16 protein-coding genes are annotated in these 15,667 nt (G+C 62.7%); 9 read left to right on the forward strand and 7 right to left on the reverse strand.

Annotated elements, in window-relative coordinates; genetic code table 11:
• The first annotated feature begins 4 nt into the window (after positions 1-4).
• Both J2857_RS02020 and J2857_RS02025 read left to right on the forward strand, forming a co-directional pair.
• Positions 5-715 (forward strand): HAD family hydrolase, encoded by a 711-nt coding sequence (locus tag J2857_RS02020; RefSeq protein WP_210008310.1) that lies wholly within the window; start codon positions 5-7, stop codon positions 713-715.
• Positions 716-767: 52 nt separating this feature from the next.
• A complete protein-coding gene (locus tag J2857_RS02025) occupies positions 768-2,360 on the forward strand; it encodes an FGGY-family carbohydrate kinase (protein ID WP_210008311.1) in 1,593 nt (530 codons plus the stop codon).
• A gap of 90 nt (positions 2,361-2,450) precedes the next feature.
• On the opposite strand, the gene J2857_RS02030 is transcribed toward J2857_RS02025, so the two are convergent.
• Positions 2,451-4,205 (reverse strand): peptidoglycan D,D-transpeptidase FtsI family protein, encoded by a 1,755-nt coding sequence (locus J2857_RS02030; RefSeq protein WP_210008312.1) that lies wholly within the window; start codon positions 4,203-4,205, stop codon positions 2,451-2,453.
• A 364-nt stretch (positions 4,206-4,569) separates the two neighbouring features.
• Here J2857_RS02030 and J2857_RS02035 point away from each other — a divergent pair, with 364 nt between their 5' ends.
• Positions 4,570-5,283: a sulfate transporter family protein gene (locus J2857_RS02035; RefSeq protein ID WP_210008313.1), complete on the forward strand. Its 714-nt coding sequence runs from the start codon at positions 4,570-4,572 to the stop codon at positions 5,281-5,283.
• A gap of 24 nt (positions 5,284-5,307) precedes the next feature.
• Here the strand turns inward: J2857_RS02035 and nth are convergent, their stop codons facing one another.
• Entirely contained in the window at positions 5,308-6,099 is a 792-nt protein-coding gene (gene nth / locus J2857_RS02040; protein ID WP_210008314.1) for an endonuclease III, read from the reverse strand.
• Positions 6,100-6,135: 36 nt separating this feature from the next.
• On the opposite strand from nth, the gene J2857_RS02045 reads away from it, so the two are divergent.
• The 3 genes from J2857_RS02045 to J2857_RS02055 all read left to right on the forward strand — a co-directional run bounded on the left by J2857_RS02045 (position 6,136) and on the right by J2857_RS02055 (position 8,057).
• Positions 6,136-6,618: a DUF2244 domain-containing protein gene (locus J2857_RS02045; protein ID WP_210008315.1), complete on the forward strand. Its 483-nt coding sequence runs from the start codon at positions 6,136-6,138 to the stop codon at positions 6,616-6,618.
• Positions 6,619-6,765: 147 nt separating this feature from the next.
• Positions 6,766-7,647 carry a methylated-DNA--[protein]-cysteine S-methyltransferase gene (locus J2857_RS02050; protein ID WP_210009996.1) on the forward strand — a complete coding sequence of 294 codons (882 nt, stop codon included), beginning with the start codon at positions 6,766-6,768 and terminating at the stop codon, positions 7,645-7,647.
• Positions 7,648-7,772: 125 nt separating this feature from the next.
• The gene (locus tag J2857_RS02055; RefSeq protein ID WP_348635648.1) at positions 7,773-8,057 is read left to right on the forward strand and encodes a PilZ domain-containing protein; all 285 of its coding nucleotides are present in this window, start codon (positions 7,773-7,775) and stop codon (positions 8,055-8,057) included.
• A 29-nt stretch (positions 8,058-8,086) separates the two neighbouring features.
• Here the strand turns inward: J2857_RS02055 and J2857_RS02060 are convergent, their stop codons facing one another.
• On the reverse strand, positions 8,087-9,040 hold the full coding sequence (locus J2857_RS02060) for a sugar-binding transcriptional regulator (RefSeq protein WP_373426823.1): 954 nt from the start codon (positions 9,038-9,040) through the stop codon (positions 8,087-8,089).
• Positions 9,041-9,274: 234 nt separating this feature from the next.
• On the opposite strand from J2857_RS02060, the gene tal reads away from it, so the two are divergent.
• Positions 9,275-10,240, forward strand: a complete 966-nt coding sequence (gene tal / locus J2857_RS02065) for a transaldolase (protein WP_210008317.1) — start codon at positions 9,275-9,277, stop codon at positions 10,238-10,240.
• A gap of 80 nt (positions 10,241-10,320) precedes the next feature.
• Here tal and J2857_RS02070 read toward each other — a convergent pair whose 3' ends face one another.
• The 4 genes from J2857_RS02070 to J2857_RS02085 form a co-directional block, all read right to left on the reverse strand.
• Complete coding sequence (locus J2857_RS02070; protein WP_210008318.1) at positions 10,321-10,554, reverse strand: hypothetical protein; 234 nt, start codon at positions 10,552-10,554, stop codon at positions 10,321-10,323.
• Between the two features lie 192 nt (positions 10,555-10,746).
• A complete protein-coding gene (locus J2857_RS02075) occupies positions 10,747-11,544 on the reverse strand; it encodes a class I SAM-dependent methyltransferase (protein ID WP_210008319.1) in 798 nt (265 codons plus the stop codon).
• A 128-nt stretch (positions 11,545-11,672) separates the two neighbouring features.
• The gene (locus tag J2857_RS02080) at positions 11,673-12,968 is read right to left on the reverse strand and encodes an MFS transporter (RefSeq protein ID WP_210008320.1); all 1,296 of its coding nucleotides are present in this window, start codon (positions 12,966-12,968) and stop codon (positions 11,673-11,675) included.
• A gap of 75 nt (positions 12,969-13,043) precedes the next feature.
• A complete protein-coding gene (locus J2857_RS02085) occupies positions 13,044-13,445 on the reverse strand; it encodes a MarR family winged helix-turn-helix transcriptional regulator (RefSeq protein WP_210008321.1) in 402 nt (133 codons plus the stop codon).
• Positions 13,446-13,662: 217 nt separating this feature from the next.
• On the opposite strand from J2857_RS02085, the gene J2857_RS02090 reads away from it, so the two are divergent.
• The gene (locus J2857_RS02090; RefSeq protein ID WP_210008322.1) at positions 13,663-14,997 is read left to right on the forward strand and encodes a hypothetical protein; all 1,335 of its coding nucleotides are present in this window, start codon (positions 13,663-13,665) and stop codon (positions 14,995-14,997) included.
• Between the two features lie 243 nt (positions 14,998-15,240).
• On the forward strand, positions 15,241-15,558 hold the full coding sequence (locus J2857_RS02095) for an antibiotic biosynthesis monooxygenase family protein (RefSeq protein ID WP_210008323.1): 318 nt from the start codon (positions 15,241-15,243) through the stop codon (positions 15,556-15,558).
• The last annotated feature ends 109 nt before the right edge of the window (positions 15,559-15,667 follow it).

Raw genomic sequence — 15,667 nt, forward strand, 5'->3', positions numbered from 1 at the left:
GGACGTGCAACAGTCGGCGGGACCACTGGTGATCTTCGATTGCGACGGGGTCCTCGTCGACAGCGAGCCGGTTTCGGTGCGCGTGCTGGTTGATGCGCTGCGCCGAAAGGGGGTCGAGATGGATGCGGCTGAGGCCTATCGCCGCTTCCTCGGTCGCAGCCTCGGCACGGTCACCAAGGCGATGCGCGAGGAATTCGGCGTCGAGGCGGACGACACGTTCCTCGAAGACATGCGCCACGATCTCTACGACCGCTTCCGTGCCGAACTGCAGCCGATGCCGGGCATTGCCGAGACCTTGGATATTTTGGGTTTCCGTCGCTGCGTGGCGTCCTCCAGCCAGCCGGAGCGCATCCGCCTGTCCCTGTCGCTGACCGGCCTGATCGACAAGCTGGAGCCGAACATCTTTTCCGCCACGATGGTGGAAAAGGGTAAGCCGGCGCCGGACCTCTTCCTACATGCTGCGAGCGAGATGAGCGCCGATCCCAAAGATTGCATCGTCATCGAGGACAGTCCCGCCGGTATCCAGGCGGGACACAGCGCCGGCATGTCGGTCTTCGCGTTCGTCGGCGGTTCGCATGCCAGCGTTCCCGGCTACCGGGAGCGGATCGATGCACTTTCACCGGAAGTCGTGTTTGACGCGATGCCGGATTTGATCCACCTTGTCCAGAAACACATAGAGGGTCGCAACGGCCCCGTTTCGCAGTCGGCAGTTTAGCTGTTGCCTGCGAAATACCTGAGCGACGACAAGGGACAGGAAACGAATCCGGATGCGTGATCATCTCGTTGCGGTCGATATCGGCACGGGCAGCGCCCGCGCCGGCGTCTTTAATCGCAACGGCCGCCTGCTCGCCAAGGCCAAGCACCCGATCCTGATGTTTCGCCCCAGGCAAAACCACGCCGAGCACGATTCCGAGGATATCTGGGCGGCCACCTGTCGCGCGGTGAAAGAGGCGATGGCCGAGGCGGGTATTGCGGCGGACCGCATCGCGGCGATCGGCTTCGACGCGACCTGTTCGCTGGTCGCCCGCGACCGCGAGGGCAGGCCGCTTACGGTTTCCACGACGGGCAAGGCTAACCAGGACACCATCGTCTGGCTCGACCACCGGGCGATCAGACAAGCCGAGCAGCTTTCCGCCACCGGCCACAAGGTGCTCGAATTCTCTGGCGGCTCGCTATCGCCCGAGATGGAGATGCCGAAGCTGATGTGGCTGAAACAGCATCTGCCCGAAAGCTGGGCGAGGGCGGGCTATTTCTTCGATCTCGCCGATTTCCTCACCTGGAAGGCGACCGGCTCGTCCGCCCGCTCCCGCTGTACGCTCACCGCCAAGTGGAACTATCTCGCCCACGAGAACCCCGGCTGGAGCGCCGATTACCTGGCGCTAGCCGGCCTCGAAGACCTGCTCGACAGGGGCGGCCTGCCGGATGAGACGATCGGCGTCGGAACAAGCGTCGGCAGCCTCAGCCGGCAGGCGGCCGAAGAGCTCGGCCTCGATATCCAGGTGCAGGTGGCCCCCGGCTTGATCGACGCCTATGCCGGCGCCTTTGGGGTACTCGGTGGGGTGTCGGGGCGCGCGTCGGGCGGTTCGAAGCTCGAAAGCAGCGTGGCGCTGATCGGCGGCACATCGAGCTGCATCGTCGCCTTCACCAGGGATTCCAAGCCCGGCCGTAGTCTCTGGGGTCCCTATTTCGAGGCGATCCTGCCCGGCCACTGGCTGGTCGAGGGCGGACAGTCGGCGGCGGGCGCGCTGCTCGACCATATCGTGATCATGCACGCGGCTGGCGGCGAACCGACGGCGGAGCTGCATGGCCGCATCATCGCCCGCATCAGTGAGTTGCGGGCCGAGACCGACGGCGATATTGCCCCGAACCTGCACATTTTGCCGGATTTCCACGGCAACCGCTCGCCGCTCGCCGATCCCCACGCGACCGGCGTCATCAGCGGCCTGACCCTCGACACCTCCTTCGACGGCCTCTGCCGCCTCTATTGGCGAACCTGCGTCTCGATCGCGCTCGGCATAAGGCACATTCTCGATGCGCTCTCGGACTACGGCTATCGCTTCGAAACCCTCCATGTCACCGGCGGCCACGTCAACAACCCGCTCTTGGTCGAACTCTACGCCGATGTCACCGGCCGCAAAGTGGTGATCCCCGAGAACCGGGACGCGGTCCTGCTCGGGACCGCAATGGCGGCCGCGGTTGCCGGCGGAGTACATGGCTCGCTGTTCGAAGCGGGGCGGGCGATGGATAGCGGCGGCACAGAGCGGCTGCCTGATCCGGCGCGCGTGGAGCAATACGGACTGGATTACCGGCGGTTCCTGGCGATGGTCAGGCACCGGGAGGAATTGCGGGGGATGGGGTAGGCGCCGCCCTGGCATCGCAAGATCAGGCACTTCAACGGTCGCCCCCAGCGCATTTGTGACTACAGCACCGGCGGCGAGCCACCCGGAAGTCTAATAGTTCACCAGCAGGTTCGGCGCCTCCGAAGATCCGAAACGGGGCTGCACGCCGAGCAATGGCGCTGATCGGCCGATGATTTCCTTGATCATCGGGGCGGCGGTGGATGCCGCCGTCCGTCCTCCATGTTCTCCTGTTTGCGGAGCATCGATTATCGAGAGCACGATGTATTTGGGCTTGTCCATCGGGAAGGCTGCGACGAAGGCATTGAAATTGATGTCCTTGGCATAACGCCCGTTGATCACCTTGTCGGCCGTGCCCGTCTTTCCGCCGACGTGGAAACCTTCGACCTGCGCGCCGCGTCCGGAGCCCTTCACGCCGTTCCAGGTGAACAGGTAGCGCATGTCGGCGCTTGTGCCCTGCTTTATCACCGGGCGGGAAATGCGTGCGGCCTGGTCGGGGGAACGAGGAAGAAAGGTGGGAGGAACAAGCGTGCCGCCATTGATCAGGGCGGCGGCGGCAACCGCGGTCTGCAGCGGAGTGGTTGCGACCCCATGGCCGAACGAGATGGTGACCGAGTTGATCTTCTTCCATATCCTCGGCTGGGTTGGCATCGCCACGCCCGGCATCTCGGTCTCCATCCTGGAGAGAAGCCCGAGCTTCGTGAGGAACTGCTGGTGGCCCTCGATACCAACCTTGTCCGCAACCGCCGCGGTGCCGATATTCGATGAATACTGGAACACTTCGGAGATCGTCAGCACCCGGTTCTTTCCGCGGAAGTCCTTGATGGTAAAGCCGCCCATGCGGATCGGCCGGGACGCATCGACGACGGAGTTGAGGGTGATCTTGCCTTCGTCCAGGCCCATCGCCAGGGTGAAGCTCTTGAACGTCGAACCCATCTCGAACGTGGCGTTGCTTATCCGGTTGAACCAGCCTTTTTCGTAGTCCTTGTCCACACTCCCGTCGGGCAGCATGCGGGACGGTTCGTTCGGATCGTAGTCGGGCACCGAAGCCATTGCCAGGACCTCTCCCGTATCGACGTCGAGAACCACGGCGCCTGCAGCCTCGGCCTTATAGGCAGTCATCGCATTTGCAACGACCTGGCGGACGATATTCTGGACGCGAAGATCGATGGACAGTCTGACGAGTTCGAGCGGGGCGCTGCCGGTCAGCCCGGCCTGGCGAAGATCGGCAAGGCCCTGCTGGTCCAGGTAGCGCTCCATTCCAGCGAGGCCCTGATTGTCGATATTCACATGGCCGACGATGTGAGAGGCGGTCACGCCACCTGGATAGAACCGGCGTTTTTCCGGTCTGAAGCCGATGCCGGGAATGCCGAGCGCCAGGATATCCGCCTGCTGTTTGGGGGTGAGTTGCCGCTTCAGCCATTGGAAGGCGGTCTGCGATTTCAACTTCTTGTGGGTTTCGCTCCAGTCGAGGTTGGGGATGACGAAGGCGAGTTTCTCCACGACTTCGTCCGCATCGATGATCCTGCGCGGGTCGGCGTAGAGCGAGATCATGTTGAGGTCGGTGGCCAGCAGCGCTCCGTTGCGATCGACGATGTCCGGCCTGGACGCGATGCTGTTGCCGGCAATCGCGCCAGTGGCGGCCGGTTCGGCCAGACCGTATTGGACCAGCCGCGCGCCGACGATGAAATAAACGACAAGAAATCCGGCGATCAGGATGCCGAGCCTTTGCCTGGTCTCTTTCTTCCGGCGTGCGCTTGCGCCCATGAAGGTCGCAGTTTTCGCAACGACATTGCTCCTAACGATGAAATGTGCGCGGCTTCTGAGCCGAACGACAAAAGAGATCATTCCGGACAAATCCAAAAAACATGTCAGCCGAAGGCAAAAATTGAGCGGTTTGACGGCCGCCGGATTGCAGCCTGCATGCGGGGGAACCGGAAGCCAACAGGAGAGTTCCTGGCGCGGCGAACATGTTTAAAGTTGTATTAATATACAATTAAAGTTGTATTTGGCGGCATGCGGAAGATTAACCGACACTTGCCGTGGGAAGCCTCGTGCCATCCATCTTGCATACCCTGGCCGGTTCGGCTTGTTTGCGATCGCGTATCGGCAACTCTCAGAAAAAGGCGGGGAGCCGTCGCCTCGCTTTGCCGCCCTCCTTGCTCCTCCGCCCCCGCAAACCTACATCTCTCCCGCCAACCTGGAGACGCCGATGATCCTCGACGCCGCACGCCTGTCGATCGCCAACCTCTTTGCCCCCGAGACCCGTTCCGTCTTCTGGAAGACCCTGGGTCTCACCGCCCTGGTGCTGATAGGCATATGGTTCGGCCTGCGGGAAATCTTCGTCCTCTATGCCTGGCCGTGGTTTGCAGCCTTTTTCCCCGACCTGCCGGATTGGGCCGGCTGGTTAACGTTCTTCGCGGCAATCTTCGCCGGTATCGGCCTTGCTCTGGCGCTTGCGCTGCTGATTGCGCCGATCACGGCGCTGATCGCTGGCTTGTTTCTCGATGACGTCGCGGAGGTGGTCGAGAAGCGCGATTACCCGAACGACTCGCCAGGCAAGGCGATGCCGCTCGCCCAGGCGGTTATCGGTTCGATCCAGTTCCTCGGCGTCGTTATCGTCGGCAATATCATCGCGCTGTTCCTGCTGTTCATCCCCGGCATCAACCTGATCGCCTTCTTCCTGGTGAACGGCTACCTGCTCGGCCGGGAATTTTTCGAGTTCGCGGCGATGCGGTTCAGGACGCCGACGGAAGCGCGGGCCTTCCGCTCGAAGCATTCCTCGACGGTGTTCATGGCGGGCCTGCTGATCGCCTGTTTCCTGGCGATCCCGATCGTCAACCTGCTCACCCCGCTTTTTGCCGCCGGCCTGATGGTGCATCTCCACAAGGCGGTCTCGAAGCGCGATCCCGGTTTCAAGCTTTAGCCGGCGGGCATGGCGGAGGCGGCCTTACTCGACGGCCTCGCCGACTAACTGCTGCGGCAATTCGACAAGCGGCGCCGGCACGTCAACGGTCTTTTCCGGCGAGCGGCAGAGATCGGCGATGACGCAGCGCTCGCATTCCGGTTTTCGCGCCTTGCAACAATAACGGCCGTGCAGGATCAGCCAGTGGTGGGCATGGAAGAGATACTGGTCGGGGATCACCTTCAGGAGGTTCTCCTCAACTTCGTCGGGCGTCTTGCCCGGTGCCATCAGCAGCCGGTTGGCAATGCGGAAGACGTGGGTATCGACTGCGAGCGTCGGCACGCCGAAGGCCATCGACATCACCACATTCGCCGTCTTGCGGCCGACGCCCGGCAGGCGGATCAGTTCTTCGCGCGTTTTCGGCACTTGGCTACCGAACTCGTCGATCAGCATGCGACAGAGGGCGATGACGTTCTTCGCCTTGTTGCGATAGAGCCCGATCGTCTTGATATATTGGGTGACGCCCTCTTCGCCCAGCGCCAGCATCTTTTCCGGCGTGTCGGCGACCTTGAAGAGGGCCCTTGTCGCCTTGTTGACGCCCGCATCGGTCGCCTGGGCAGACAATGCCACCGCCACGACCAGCGTGAACGGGTTCACATGTTCCAGTTCGCCCTTCGGCTCCGGTCGCTGTACCGAAAAGCGGCGAAAGATCTCCTCCATCTCCGCTTTCGAATAGGCGGATTTGAAGCGCTTGGGCTTCAGTGCCGCCTTGCGCTCGGGCGTGTGATTTGACTTTTGCGGGGTGCTGGTTTTGGATTTGATCTTTGGAGTCGCCATATGCCTGTATAGGCATCCCGCAGGAGGGAAATCAACGTGGACGTTTCCGAGGATCAGCCCGTTTTCGCAGCCGAACTGACGCCCTACCGTTCGCTCGGCAAGACGGGCTTTCGCGTCGTATTGGTGCTGGCGGGCAGCATCTGCCTTCTCTATGGCGGCTTTTTCCTGATCACCGGAGCTTATCCGATCGGCTTCTTCTTCGGGCTGGATTTCCTAGGCCTCTATCTCGCGATGAAGATGAGCTACCGCGCGGGCCGCGCGCGCGAGGAGGTGACTGTCTCGCGCAGCAACCTGTCGATCCGGAAATTCTCTCCGGCGGGGCGGATGGTGGAGCATCGCTTCAATCCGTTCTGGGCACGCTTCAACGTCCGCCGCCACGGGGAGTTCGGCATCACGTCCATGCATGTGACGGGCGAGGGGCGCGGCACCGATATCGGCTCCTTCCTCAATCCGGACGACCGGGAGAGTTTCGCCAAGGCCTTCAAGAGGGCGCTGGCGACCGTCAAGCAAAGGGTCTGATCGGGTTGGAAAACCTGCAATCGGGCAAGAAACGGGTGGTTTCGGTCAGGCCGAAGGCGCATCTAAGCAGCATACCAGTTGCGCAGCGGTTCTTGCGCGCCCAAGGTCCAGGTTGGCCGGTGCGTGGCGCTGCAGAGGAGACAGATGATGAACGCTCTCGCCCAGATCGATTCGCCGCCCATCGACGTGACGCCCGATGGTTCCGACTACGAAACCGTCCGCCGCGTCATCGAGATGATCACGCTCGATTATCGCGACCAGCCGTCGCTCGAGGCGATTGCTTTCGAACTCGGCCAGTCGCCGACCCAGCTCCAGAAAGTATTTACCCGGTGGGCCGGGCTGTCGCCCAAGGCTTTCCTTCAGGCCGTCACCCTCGACCATGCCAAGCGCCTGCTCGGCAAGGAGGAACTGCCGCTGCTCGAAGCCTCCTATGAACTCGGCCTGTCCGGTCCCGGCCGCCTTCACGACCTGTTCGTCACCCACGAGGCGATGTCGCCCGGCGAATGGAAGGCGCGCGGCGGTGGCCTGACGATCCGCTACGGTTTCCACCCGTCGCCCTTCGGCGAGGCACTGGTCATGGCGACGGATCGTGGCCTCTCGGGCCTTGCCTTTGCCGATCTTGGACAAGAACAGGCGGCGCTCGACGACATGATGCGTCGCTGGCCGAACGCCGAATACGTTGCCGACCAGGAGATGACGGCGTCTTATGTCGGCCGCGTCTTCGACCGTGCGAACTGGTCCTGCGACCGGCCGCTGAAGGTCGTGCTTATTGGCACCGACTTCCAGGTGCGCGTCTGGCAGAGCCTGTTGAAGATCCCGTTCGGCAAGGCCGTCACCTATTCCGACGTCGCCAACGATATCGGCCAGCCGACCGCGAGCCGCGCGGTGGGTGCGGCGGTCGGGGCGAACCCGATCTCGTTCGTGGTGCCCTGCCACCGGGCGCTCGGCAAGAGCGGGGCGCTCACCGGCTATCATTGGGGGCTGACGCGCAAGCGGGCGATCCTGGGCTGGGAAGCGGGAAACGCGTAAGGGGCCGAACGCATGAGTTCGGCGGTCAGGTTCCGTTGCCGGGCCGCAAGCCGGCAGATACCACGTTGCCTGAAAAGCCATGGGCGGCCTCCGAGGATTGCGGGATTGCCCATGGAGGCATATAAGTGATACCTGAAATAATTGTCGAAGGACGCCGTCAGGTGCATGAGCGCAGACACCAGAGATCGAAAAGCTTTCTAGGCGCCAAGATCATCTTCAATGGCGACCATTCGACCTTCGACTGCATCGTGAAGGAAATTTCGGCCGGCGGCGCGTTGATCAAGATCGAGAATGCCTTGTCCGTGCCGGAAAGCTTCGGCCTCGCCTTGTCAGATGGCCGACGTTTCGAATGCGAAGTCCGCTGGCGGCGGATCAATTCCCTCGGAGTAGAGTTCCTGACCGCCGCGTGATTGCCCTTCCGTTCACGCGCAGCCGGTGGTCAGGCTGCCCCTTGTGCGCTCTCGGAGGGTTCGTTCAGCCGCAACAACTCCTTGGCCGCGGTCTCGTCGGTGATCAGAGTATGGCACCCGATCCTGCGGATCGTGGCGCGGATCGCGACCGCCCGGTGCGCGCCGCCCGACGACAGCACGATGTGCCGGGCCTTTTTCAGCGTATCGAGATCCACCGACATCACCCGCTCGTTCAGCTTGTGATCCACGGAGCGGCCTTCCTCGTCGAGAAAGTTGAACATCGTGTCGCAGACGCAGCCGGCCGCGATCAGCCGGTCGAGCTCCGCCTTGGAGATGAAGCCTTCCGACAGCGAGGTGGAATGTAGACCGATATCGCCACAGCTCACCACCGCCAGATCGAGGTTCTCGGCAAGGTCATAGATGGTCTTCAGCCCGCATTCCTCGATCAGCGCCCGTTTGGTCTTGACCGAGTCGACCAGAAGCGGCGCCAGGAACATGTAGCACTCGGCACCAAGCTGGCCGGCGAAGCGCCAGGTGTAATCGATCGGGTTGGTTTGGTGCACCGCGACGATGCCGCCGAGCAGCGACACGACCTTGCAGTTTTCCCGCCGTGGCGGCCGAAAGCTGCCGAGCGAGGCGGTCATGGTGCGGCCCCAGCCAACGCCGATCGTCATGTCGTCCTGCACCACTTCGGAGAGGAACTGCCCGAGTGCGAGCCCGACCGAGCTTGCGAGCGCCGCGGCGCTGTTGTCGCGCGGCGCCGGCACGACCACGGCCTCGTCGAGCCCGTAAGCTTTTTCCAGCCGGATCGCCAGTTCGACGCAGGTATCGATGCCTTCGCTGATCCAGATCTGCACCTCGGAGCGCTTCATCGCCTCGTCGAGCAGGCGGATCACCGTCGAGCGGCTCAACCCCAGCCGTTCGGCGACATCTTTTTGCGTCAATCCCTGGTTATAATAAAGCCATGCCGCGCGCAGCCGCATGGAGGCGGCTTCGGAATAGGCGGTGTGGGTCTCGCGTCTGAGCCTAGCCAACGGGCCTCCGGGACGATCATGGACAAGCGAGATGATACTTGTTCCAACTGATACATATGTCAATTCCGAAGGACAAATGTCTTGACTTTTTAACCGTGGCCGGGGGATAGTTCTTACCAACGCGCCGGAGGAGCCAAATCGCGCAACAGGCGTTTAGTTCTCCATATATCGAGGAATATTCGGATGACGTCCAAACTAGAGCAGCTTCGTTCCATGACCACGGTCGTTGCCGATACCGGCGACATCGAGGCGGTCGCCCGCCTGAAGCCCGTGGATTGCACCACCAACCCGACCATCGTGCTTAAGGCGCTCGGCACGCCCATCTTCGCCGACAAGGTCAAGGAAGCGATCGCCTGGGGCCGCAAGCAGTCCGGCACTCCGGACGCCGTCGTATCCGCCGTGGCCGACCGCCTGGCGATCACCGTCGGTGCCGCCTTGTCCGAGCTGGTCCCAGGCCGCGTTTCGACCGAAGTCGATGCCGACCTTTCCTTCGATACGGAAGCGTCGATCGCCAAGGCCCGCCAGATCATCGCCTCCTACAAGGAGCGCGGCATCGAGCGCGACCGCATCCTGATCAAGCTCGCCTCCACCTGGGAAGGCATCCGCGCCGCGGAAGTGCTGCAGAAGGAAGGCATCGATTGCAACCTGACGCTTCTGTTCTCCCAGGCCCAGGCAATCGCCTGCGCGGAAGCCAAGGTGTTCCTGATCTCGCCCTTCGTCGGCCGCATTCTCGACTGGTACAAGAAGTCGACCGGCCAGGACTACACCGCCGAGACCGATCCGGGCGTCGTCTCCGTCCGCGCCATCTACAACTACTACAAGGCGAACGGCATCAAGACGATCGTCATGGGCGCCTCCTTCCGCAATGCGGGTGAAATCGAAGCGCTGGCCGGCTGCGACCGCCTGACGGTCAGCCCGGCCCTGCTCGACGAGCTCGACAAAGACACCGGCAAGCTGGAGCGCAAGCTCGTGCCGGAAACATTCCATGCGGAGCCGTTGCAGTCGCTCGACGAGAAGTCCTTCCGCTGGATGCTGAACGAGGACGCCATGGCGACCGAAAAGCTCTCGGAAGGCATCCGGGCGTTTGCCAAGGACCTCGCGTCGCTGCGCCAGATGGTCAAGAAGGAACTAACGCTGGCCGCCGCCTGATATCAGCTTCCACCGCCGGCATGAAGAAAGGCCCGTCTCGCGACGGGCCTTTGTTGTTTTCCGGATCGGACGGTGGTCTTTCATACTGATCTACGTCGGTTCGTCAGCTTGTCGCGGCTGGTTTGAAAGGTTTTCCCGTCAAACAGGCCGTAGGATTGCCAGCCGGTTTCCGTTCGCTTCCCATACCAGATGCGCACTTCGACCATACCTCTCGCCAGTTCCCTGGTTACAGAGACCGTGAAGACGCCGCCCATTCCGGAATCGATATCGTAAATCTCCATGCCACTTTCGGGCATAGGTGTGATGGTTCGCATGTCATGCTCCAATTGCTCGATAAGATCGGGCTTGGCGCACAAGCGAACGTTGAACTCCGCTTATGCGCTAGAGTTCGAACTGCCTCATGACTATTCCTCCTGAAATGGGAGCCATTGTCGTTCAATGACCGAGACATTCATGCCCGGATTCTCTCCAGGCAGCAAGCGACGTGCCGTCGTTGTTGCCCGATATCAGATCGGCTTTCTGCTGATGAACAGGCCGGTTTCCTTCTCCACCTCAAGTATGCCGTTGCCGTCTTTGAATGCGCCGGCGATTGCTGCCCGGAACGAATCCAGCTGATTTTCACTCGCGCCATCTCCGGGCGGATAGGAGGTCAGTGCCAGGAACACGTCTTCCTGATCGGTGATCCGCATGCGGGCGGGATGCTGCGCGAAGGCGACATCGCCGAACCTCTCGCGCATCAGCTCCTCAGCCTTGTCGTATCCGAAGACGGCCGCGCTCGGATCGAACGGCTCGCTGCCGAAGACCGTGGTGAGTTCGTAGATGCCGCGCATGTTGCCGACGCCGTTGGTGGTGACAGCAAGCGAACCTCCCGGCTTCAGCACACGGTACATTTCCGCGATGCCTGCCGACGGGTCCGGCAGGTGGTAGAGCATATGCATGGCAATGACGACATCGAAGCTATCGTCCCCGAAGGGCAGGGCGGCAGCGTCCGTCTGACGGCCCGCGACCGATCCAAAGGGTAGGAGCGTGCAGCGCGCGAGGGCCTCTTCCACCATTCCGGAGGACTGATCGGCAAGCGTGAGGTGGAGATTTTCAGGAATATCGTTGATGACGGCTGCCCAGAACCAGGCCGGGCCGCAGCCGATATCGAGGACGCGGTCACCCTCCCGCAGGGGGAGTTGCCGCGCAACCCAGGGAAACCAGCCGGTTTCGGCGATCGTATATTCACTGTTGAGGCGTCCGCGGGCCGCCAGCTTGCGGCTGTCGGCATATTGGATGGCATTGCCCGAGGTGATCGACGACATGGTGCCTCCCGCGCTCGAATGCCACTCGCCCTGCGCATCAGTATCATATCCGGCAAGTTTTGCAGTTTTGCAATCGGCAGGCTGGGTCTCCGGCTGCCGAGGCCGGCCGCCGGAGAGGTATCGCGTCATCAGGCCGGCTGCGGTACCAGCTGGGCGGTGCCCGGCTTGCGCAGCAGCAGGACGGAAACCGCGGCGATCATGCACATCACGCCGGCGATCTGCAGGGCCGGCATATAGGTGTTGAAGTCGCTCTTCAGGAACCCGGCACCGAAGGCCGCGGTCGCAGCACCGATCTGATGGCCGGCAAACACCCAGCCGAAGATCAGTCCGGCCCGTTCGCGGCCGAATTCGGCGGCGGCGAGCTTCACGGTCGGCGGCACGGTCGCCACCCAGTCGAGGCCATAGAAGATCGCGAAGACCGACAGCTCGACGAAGCTGAAGCCCGAAAGGGAAAGGTAGACCAGCGACAGGCCGCGCAGGCCGTAGAACCAGAACAGCAGCCAGCGATTGTCGTAGCGGTCCGACAGCCAGCCGGCGAAGATGGTGCCGAAGAAGTCGAAGATGCCGATCACCGCAAGCGTGCTGGCGGCGGTGACCGCAGCCATGCCGAAGTCGCCGCAGATCGAGATCCAGTGGGTCTGGATAAGCCCGTTGGTCGAAAGGCCGCAGACGAAGAACGTACCGAACAGGACCCAGAAGGTCGGGCTTGTCGACGCGTGGCGGAGTGCGCCGATTGGCGAGTAGAGCGTTGCCAGGAACTTGTGGTCCTGCTTGGGTGCCGGCGTGACCGCGGTCTCGCCATAGGCCGGCAGGCCGACATCGGCGGGATAGTCGCGCATCAAAAGCAGGACCAGCAGCATCGCGGCGGCAATGACGACGACGGTAAAGGTCAGCGCCGTGCGCCAGCCGTAGGCTTCTGTCATGGCGGCGAGAAGCGGGAGAAAAACGAGCTGGCCGGTGGCGTTGCTGGCGGTCATCAGGCCGACGACGAGGCCGCGGCGTTTGGAAAACCAGCGGGTCGCGACGGTTGCGCCGAGAACCAGCGCCGTCATGCCGGTGCCGACGCCGATCACCACGCCCCAGAGCGCCACGAGCTGCCAGACTTCGGTCATGAACAGCGAGACGACGATGCCGCTCATGATCAGCGCGAGTGCGAACGTGACGACCTGGCGGACGCCGAAATGGTTCATGAAGGCGGCGGCGAAGGGCCCAAGCAGGCCGAAAAGCACCAGGCGCACCGCCATGGCCGAGGAAATGTCGGCGATATCCCAGCCGAACTCCTGATGCAGCGGCTGGATCATCACGCCGGCCGAGCCCATGGCGCCGGCGGTCGCGAGCATCGTCAGGAATGTGGTGATCGCGACCACCCATCCATAGTGCAGGTTTCTGGCTGCCATCCATCGGGCGGCGCGATTGGAGATCATGGTCTGTCCCTTTCCTGGTCGTTGCCGCACCAGCAGCATGATGAAATCGGGTATATACCCGCTTCTGGTTGAAAATCAGAGGGCTGCAAGCAGTTCCTGCAGTTGCCTGGTTTTCTCGGCCCCGAGCCGGGCCTCGATATCGTCCTGGACGCTGTCCCAAAGGGGCGCGCCCTGCTTCAGGATGGCCGCACCCTTCGGCGCGACGGTCAGCATCGCTTCCCGCTGGTCCTCGCCATGGCCGATCGCCACCAGACCCATGCGCTCCAGCACCTTGGCATTGCGGCCGACCGTCGACCGATCCAGTTCCACCTGGACGGCGAGATCGGTCAGCGAGATCGGCGCCAGCCGGTTGATGTTGCGCAGCAGGCTGAACTGCCCGATGTTGACGCCGAGCGGCGCCAGGGCCTCGTCGTAGTAAGACGAGACCTTTCGGGAGGCCTTGCGCAGCAGAATGCAGTGGCAGGTGTCGTTCGGCATGGAGCGGGTATATACCCGCGGTTCGATTTGCGCAAGAGGGCACGTCAAAAGCCGGACCGTTTCGGAATGGAGCAGGCCGATAGCAAGAAAGATCTTCTCGGGTCGAAAAGAATCCCTCGGCTTAAAGCTTCCTCAACAAGAATAGGCGACTATCCCGGCACTATTCCATCCTTTTGTTTTGCGTAGATATGGAGTTGACCATGCCGGAGCTCGGCAAGTGAAGGGTCTGAAGTTCCGGTTTTCCAAGAAGCTCGTCTTCATCCTCATGGGCAGCATCGTCGTGCTCGGCGGTGGTAGTGGTGCGGCGGCTGTGCTCATCGGCACGGACAAGATCCTCGGTCCCTCCTATCTGGAGATCAACGGGCTGGAATGTACCGCGTTGGAAACGGTCAAGATCAAGCGCGACCAGCGCTACTGGATCCGCAAATATGTGGTGAGCGACGGGAGCGGCGACGGTCTGGCGCGCATCCGCACGGCTTTGCGTGTCGCCAAGGCCGTCCAGGAAAAGGAAAAAGCCGACCTCGTCCAGGTGGCGATGATCGACAAGGCCGGCCCGCGTGATCGCGCCCAGATGCGCGGCCGCGCAATCGGCGCCCAGGTCGTCTATATCCCGGATCCCAAAAAGGCGCCCGAGGGCACCAGCGCGCAGCCCTATTCCGCCTATTACCTAGATGGCACGGCCAATGCGAACGGTGAATATTACGGCATGCGCATCGACCTGCCGGTCGAGGATGTCGAGACGCTCACCGCCCGGCTGACCGATCACGCCGATTGCGTGGAACCGGTCGTCGCCGTGCCGGAAGGCGAACACGGTGCTCCCGCCGGCCATGGCGAAAAGCCGAAGAAGGCTGACGGCCACGGGGCACCGGCGGCCGATGCCCACGGCGCTCCTGCGGACGCCCATGGTGCTCCCGCCGAAGGTCATGGCGACGAAGTCGCCGCCAAGGAAAGCGGCGGTTTCTTCAGCTCCATTACAGGCATGATCTTCGGCTCGAAGACGGAAACGCCGGCCGAGGCCGCCTATGCGCCCGAAGGTGACGCCCACGCTGCCGAAACTCATGCCGCTGCTCCGGCAGCCGACACGCATCCGGCACCGGCAGCAAAGAACAAGGCCGCTGCTGCGCAGGACCATCAGAAGCCTGCCGCCCCGATCCAGGTCGCATCCGCCGAGCCGAAAAAGGAAGAGGGCGGGTTTCTCGCTTCCCTGACCGGTATGATCTTCGGCAGCGGCGGGCAGGATACGCCGAAGGCATCCCCGGTTGCGGCCAAGGCATCGGAGCCCGCGCCCGAGCCTCGCACGTCTGCGGAAGGCGGCAAGCGCTGGTCCAAACAGACCGATGCGGATGCCGTCCGTTCCGATGCCAAGCCGCCGGAAGCGACGCATGCCGAAGCGGCCCCGGCCAAGACAAACGGTGCTACCGAAGCCGATGCCGCCGGCGCGGAATGGCTGGCCAAGTTGCGCGGTCAACAGGCTCCGGCCGCGCCCGCAAAGCCCGCCCAGGCGGCTTCGGCTTCGGATGAAAAGGCTCCGGCTGCCAAGGTCGTGCATTGAGTGGCAGAAGCGCAGGCCGGCGCCGCCGACCTTGCGCCGTCTGCAAATGGCGCTAGAGTTCCCCCGTCGAAAAGGACCTGAAACGGCAGAGGTAAGCCCGTTTCCTTCCCAACAGGAAGCTCCGTACCGTCATCCGGCGGACCCGCGGCAAGCAACCGGCGCAAGTGCCGGCGGCTTGGCGCGTCTTTTCGAAGCGTTCCTGCCCGCCATGCACTTGCGTCTTCTCAAACGAAGGAGACTGCAATGCCCATTATTCGCGCCCATACCGGCATCATCACCCAGATCAACGTCTTTACCGTCCCCGAGGGCGGGCAGGACGCGTTGATCGCTTATCTTGGCGAAGCAGCAAGGGTCGCAAGCGAGGTGCCGGGATGGCTTTCCGCCAGCCTGCACAAGAGCCTCGACGGGACTAGGGTGGCCAACTACGCCCAGTGCGAAGACAGGGAGGCGATGGGAAGGGTCTTCCAACGGCTCAACGCTGCCGGCATGATCGATGGCAACAAGGCTTATGGCGAGGCAAACCCCGGGCTTTATGACGTGGTGTTCATGCTGGAGCGTTGAGCAGGGCACCAATCCCACCCACCGTCATCCTCGGGCTCGACCCGAGGATCCGCGCATCCGCACCGCCAGCCCTATGGGACCCTCGGGTCAAGCCCGAGGGTGACGACCG

It is taken from the genome of Neorhizobium galegae (assembly GCF_017877055.1).
Lineage (GTDB): Bacteria > Pseudomonadota > Alphaproteobacteria > Rhizobiales > Rhizobiaceae > Neorhizobium > Neorhizobium galegae_D.

Coding starts and splice junctions, on each gene's coding strand:
- nth (WP_210008314.1), bottom strand. CDS start 6,099: ATGGCGACTCCAAAGATCAAATCCAAAACCAGCACCCCGCAAAAGTCA.
- tal (WP_210008317.1), top strand. CDS start 9,275: ATGACGTCCAAACTAGAGCAGCTTCGTTCCATGACCACGGTCGTTGCC.
- J2857_RS02070 (WP_210008318.1), bottom strand. CDS start 10,554: ATGCGAACCATCACACCTATGCCCGAAAGTGGCATGGAGATTTACGAT.
- J2857_RS02085 (WP_210008321.1), bottom strand. CDS start 13,445: ATGCCGAACGACACCTGCCACTGCATTCTGCTGCGCAAGGCCTCCCGA.
- J2857_RS02025 (WP_210008311.1), top strand. CDS start 768: ATGCGTGATCATCTCGTTGCGGTCGATATCGGCACGGGCAGCGCCCGC.
- J2857_RS02060 (WP_373426823.1), bottom strand. CDS start 9,040: ATGCGGCTGCGCGCGGCATGGCTTTATTATAACCAGGGATTGACGCAA.
- J2857_RS02050 (WP_210009996.1), top strand. CDS start 6,766: ATGAACGCTCTCGCCCAGATCGATTCGCCGCCCATCGACGTGACGCCC.
- J2857_RS02095 (WP_210008323.1), top strand. CDS start 15,241: ATGCCCATTATTCGCGCCCATACCGGCATCATCACCCAGATCAACGTC.
- J2857_RS02080 (WP_210008320.1), bottom strand. CDS start 12,968: ATGATCTCCAATCGCGCCGCCCGATGGATGGCAGCCAGAAACCTGCAC.
- J2857_RS02030 (WP_210008312.1), bottom strand. CDS start 4,205: ATGATCTCTTTTGTCGTTCGGCTCAGAAGCCGCGCACATTTCATCGTT.
- J2857_RS02075 (WP_210008319.1), bottom strand. CDS start 11,544: ATGTCGTCGATCACCTCGGGCAATGCCATCCAATATGCCGACAGCCGC.
- J2857_RS02035 (WP_210008313.1), top strand. CDS start 4,570: ATGATCCTCGACGCCGCACGCCTGTCGATCGCCAACCTCTTTGCCCCC.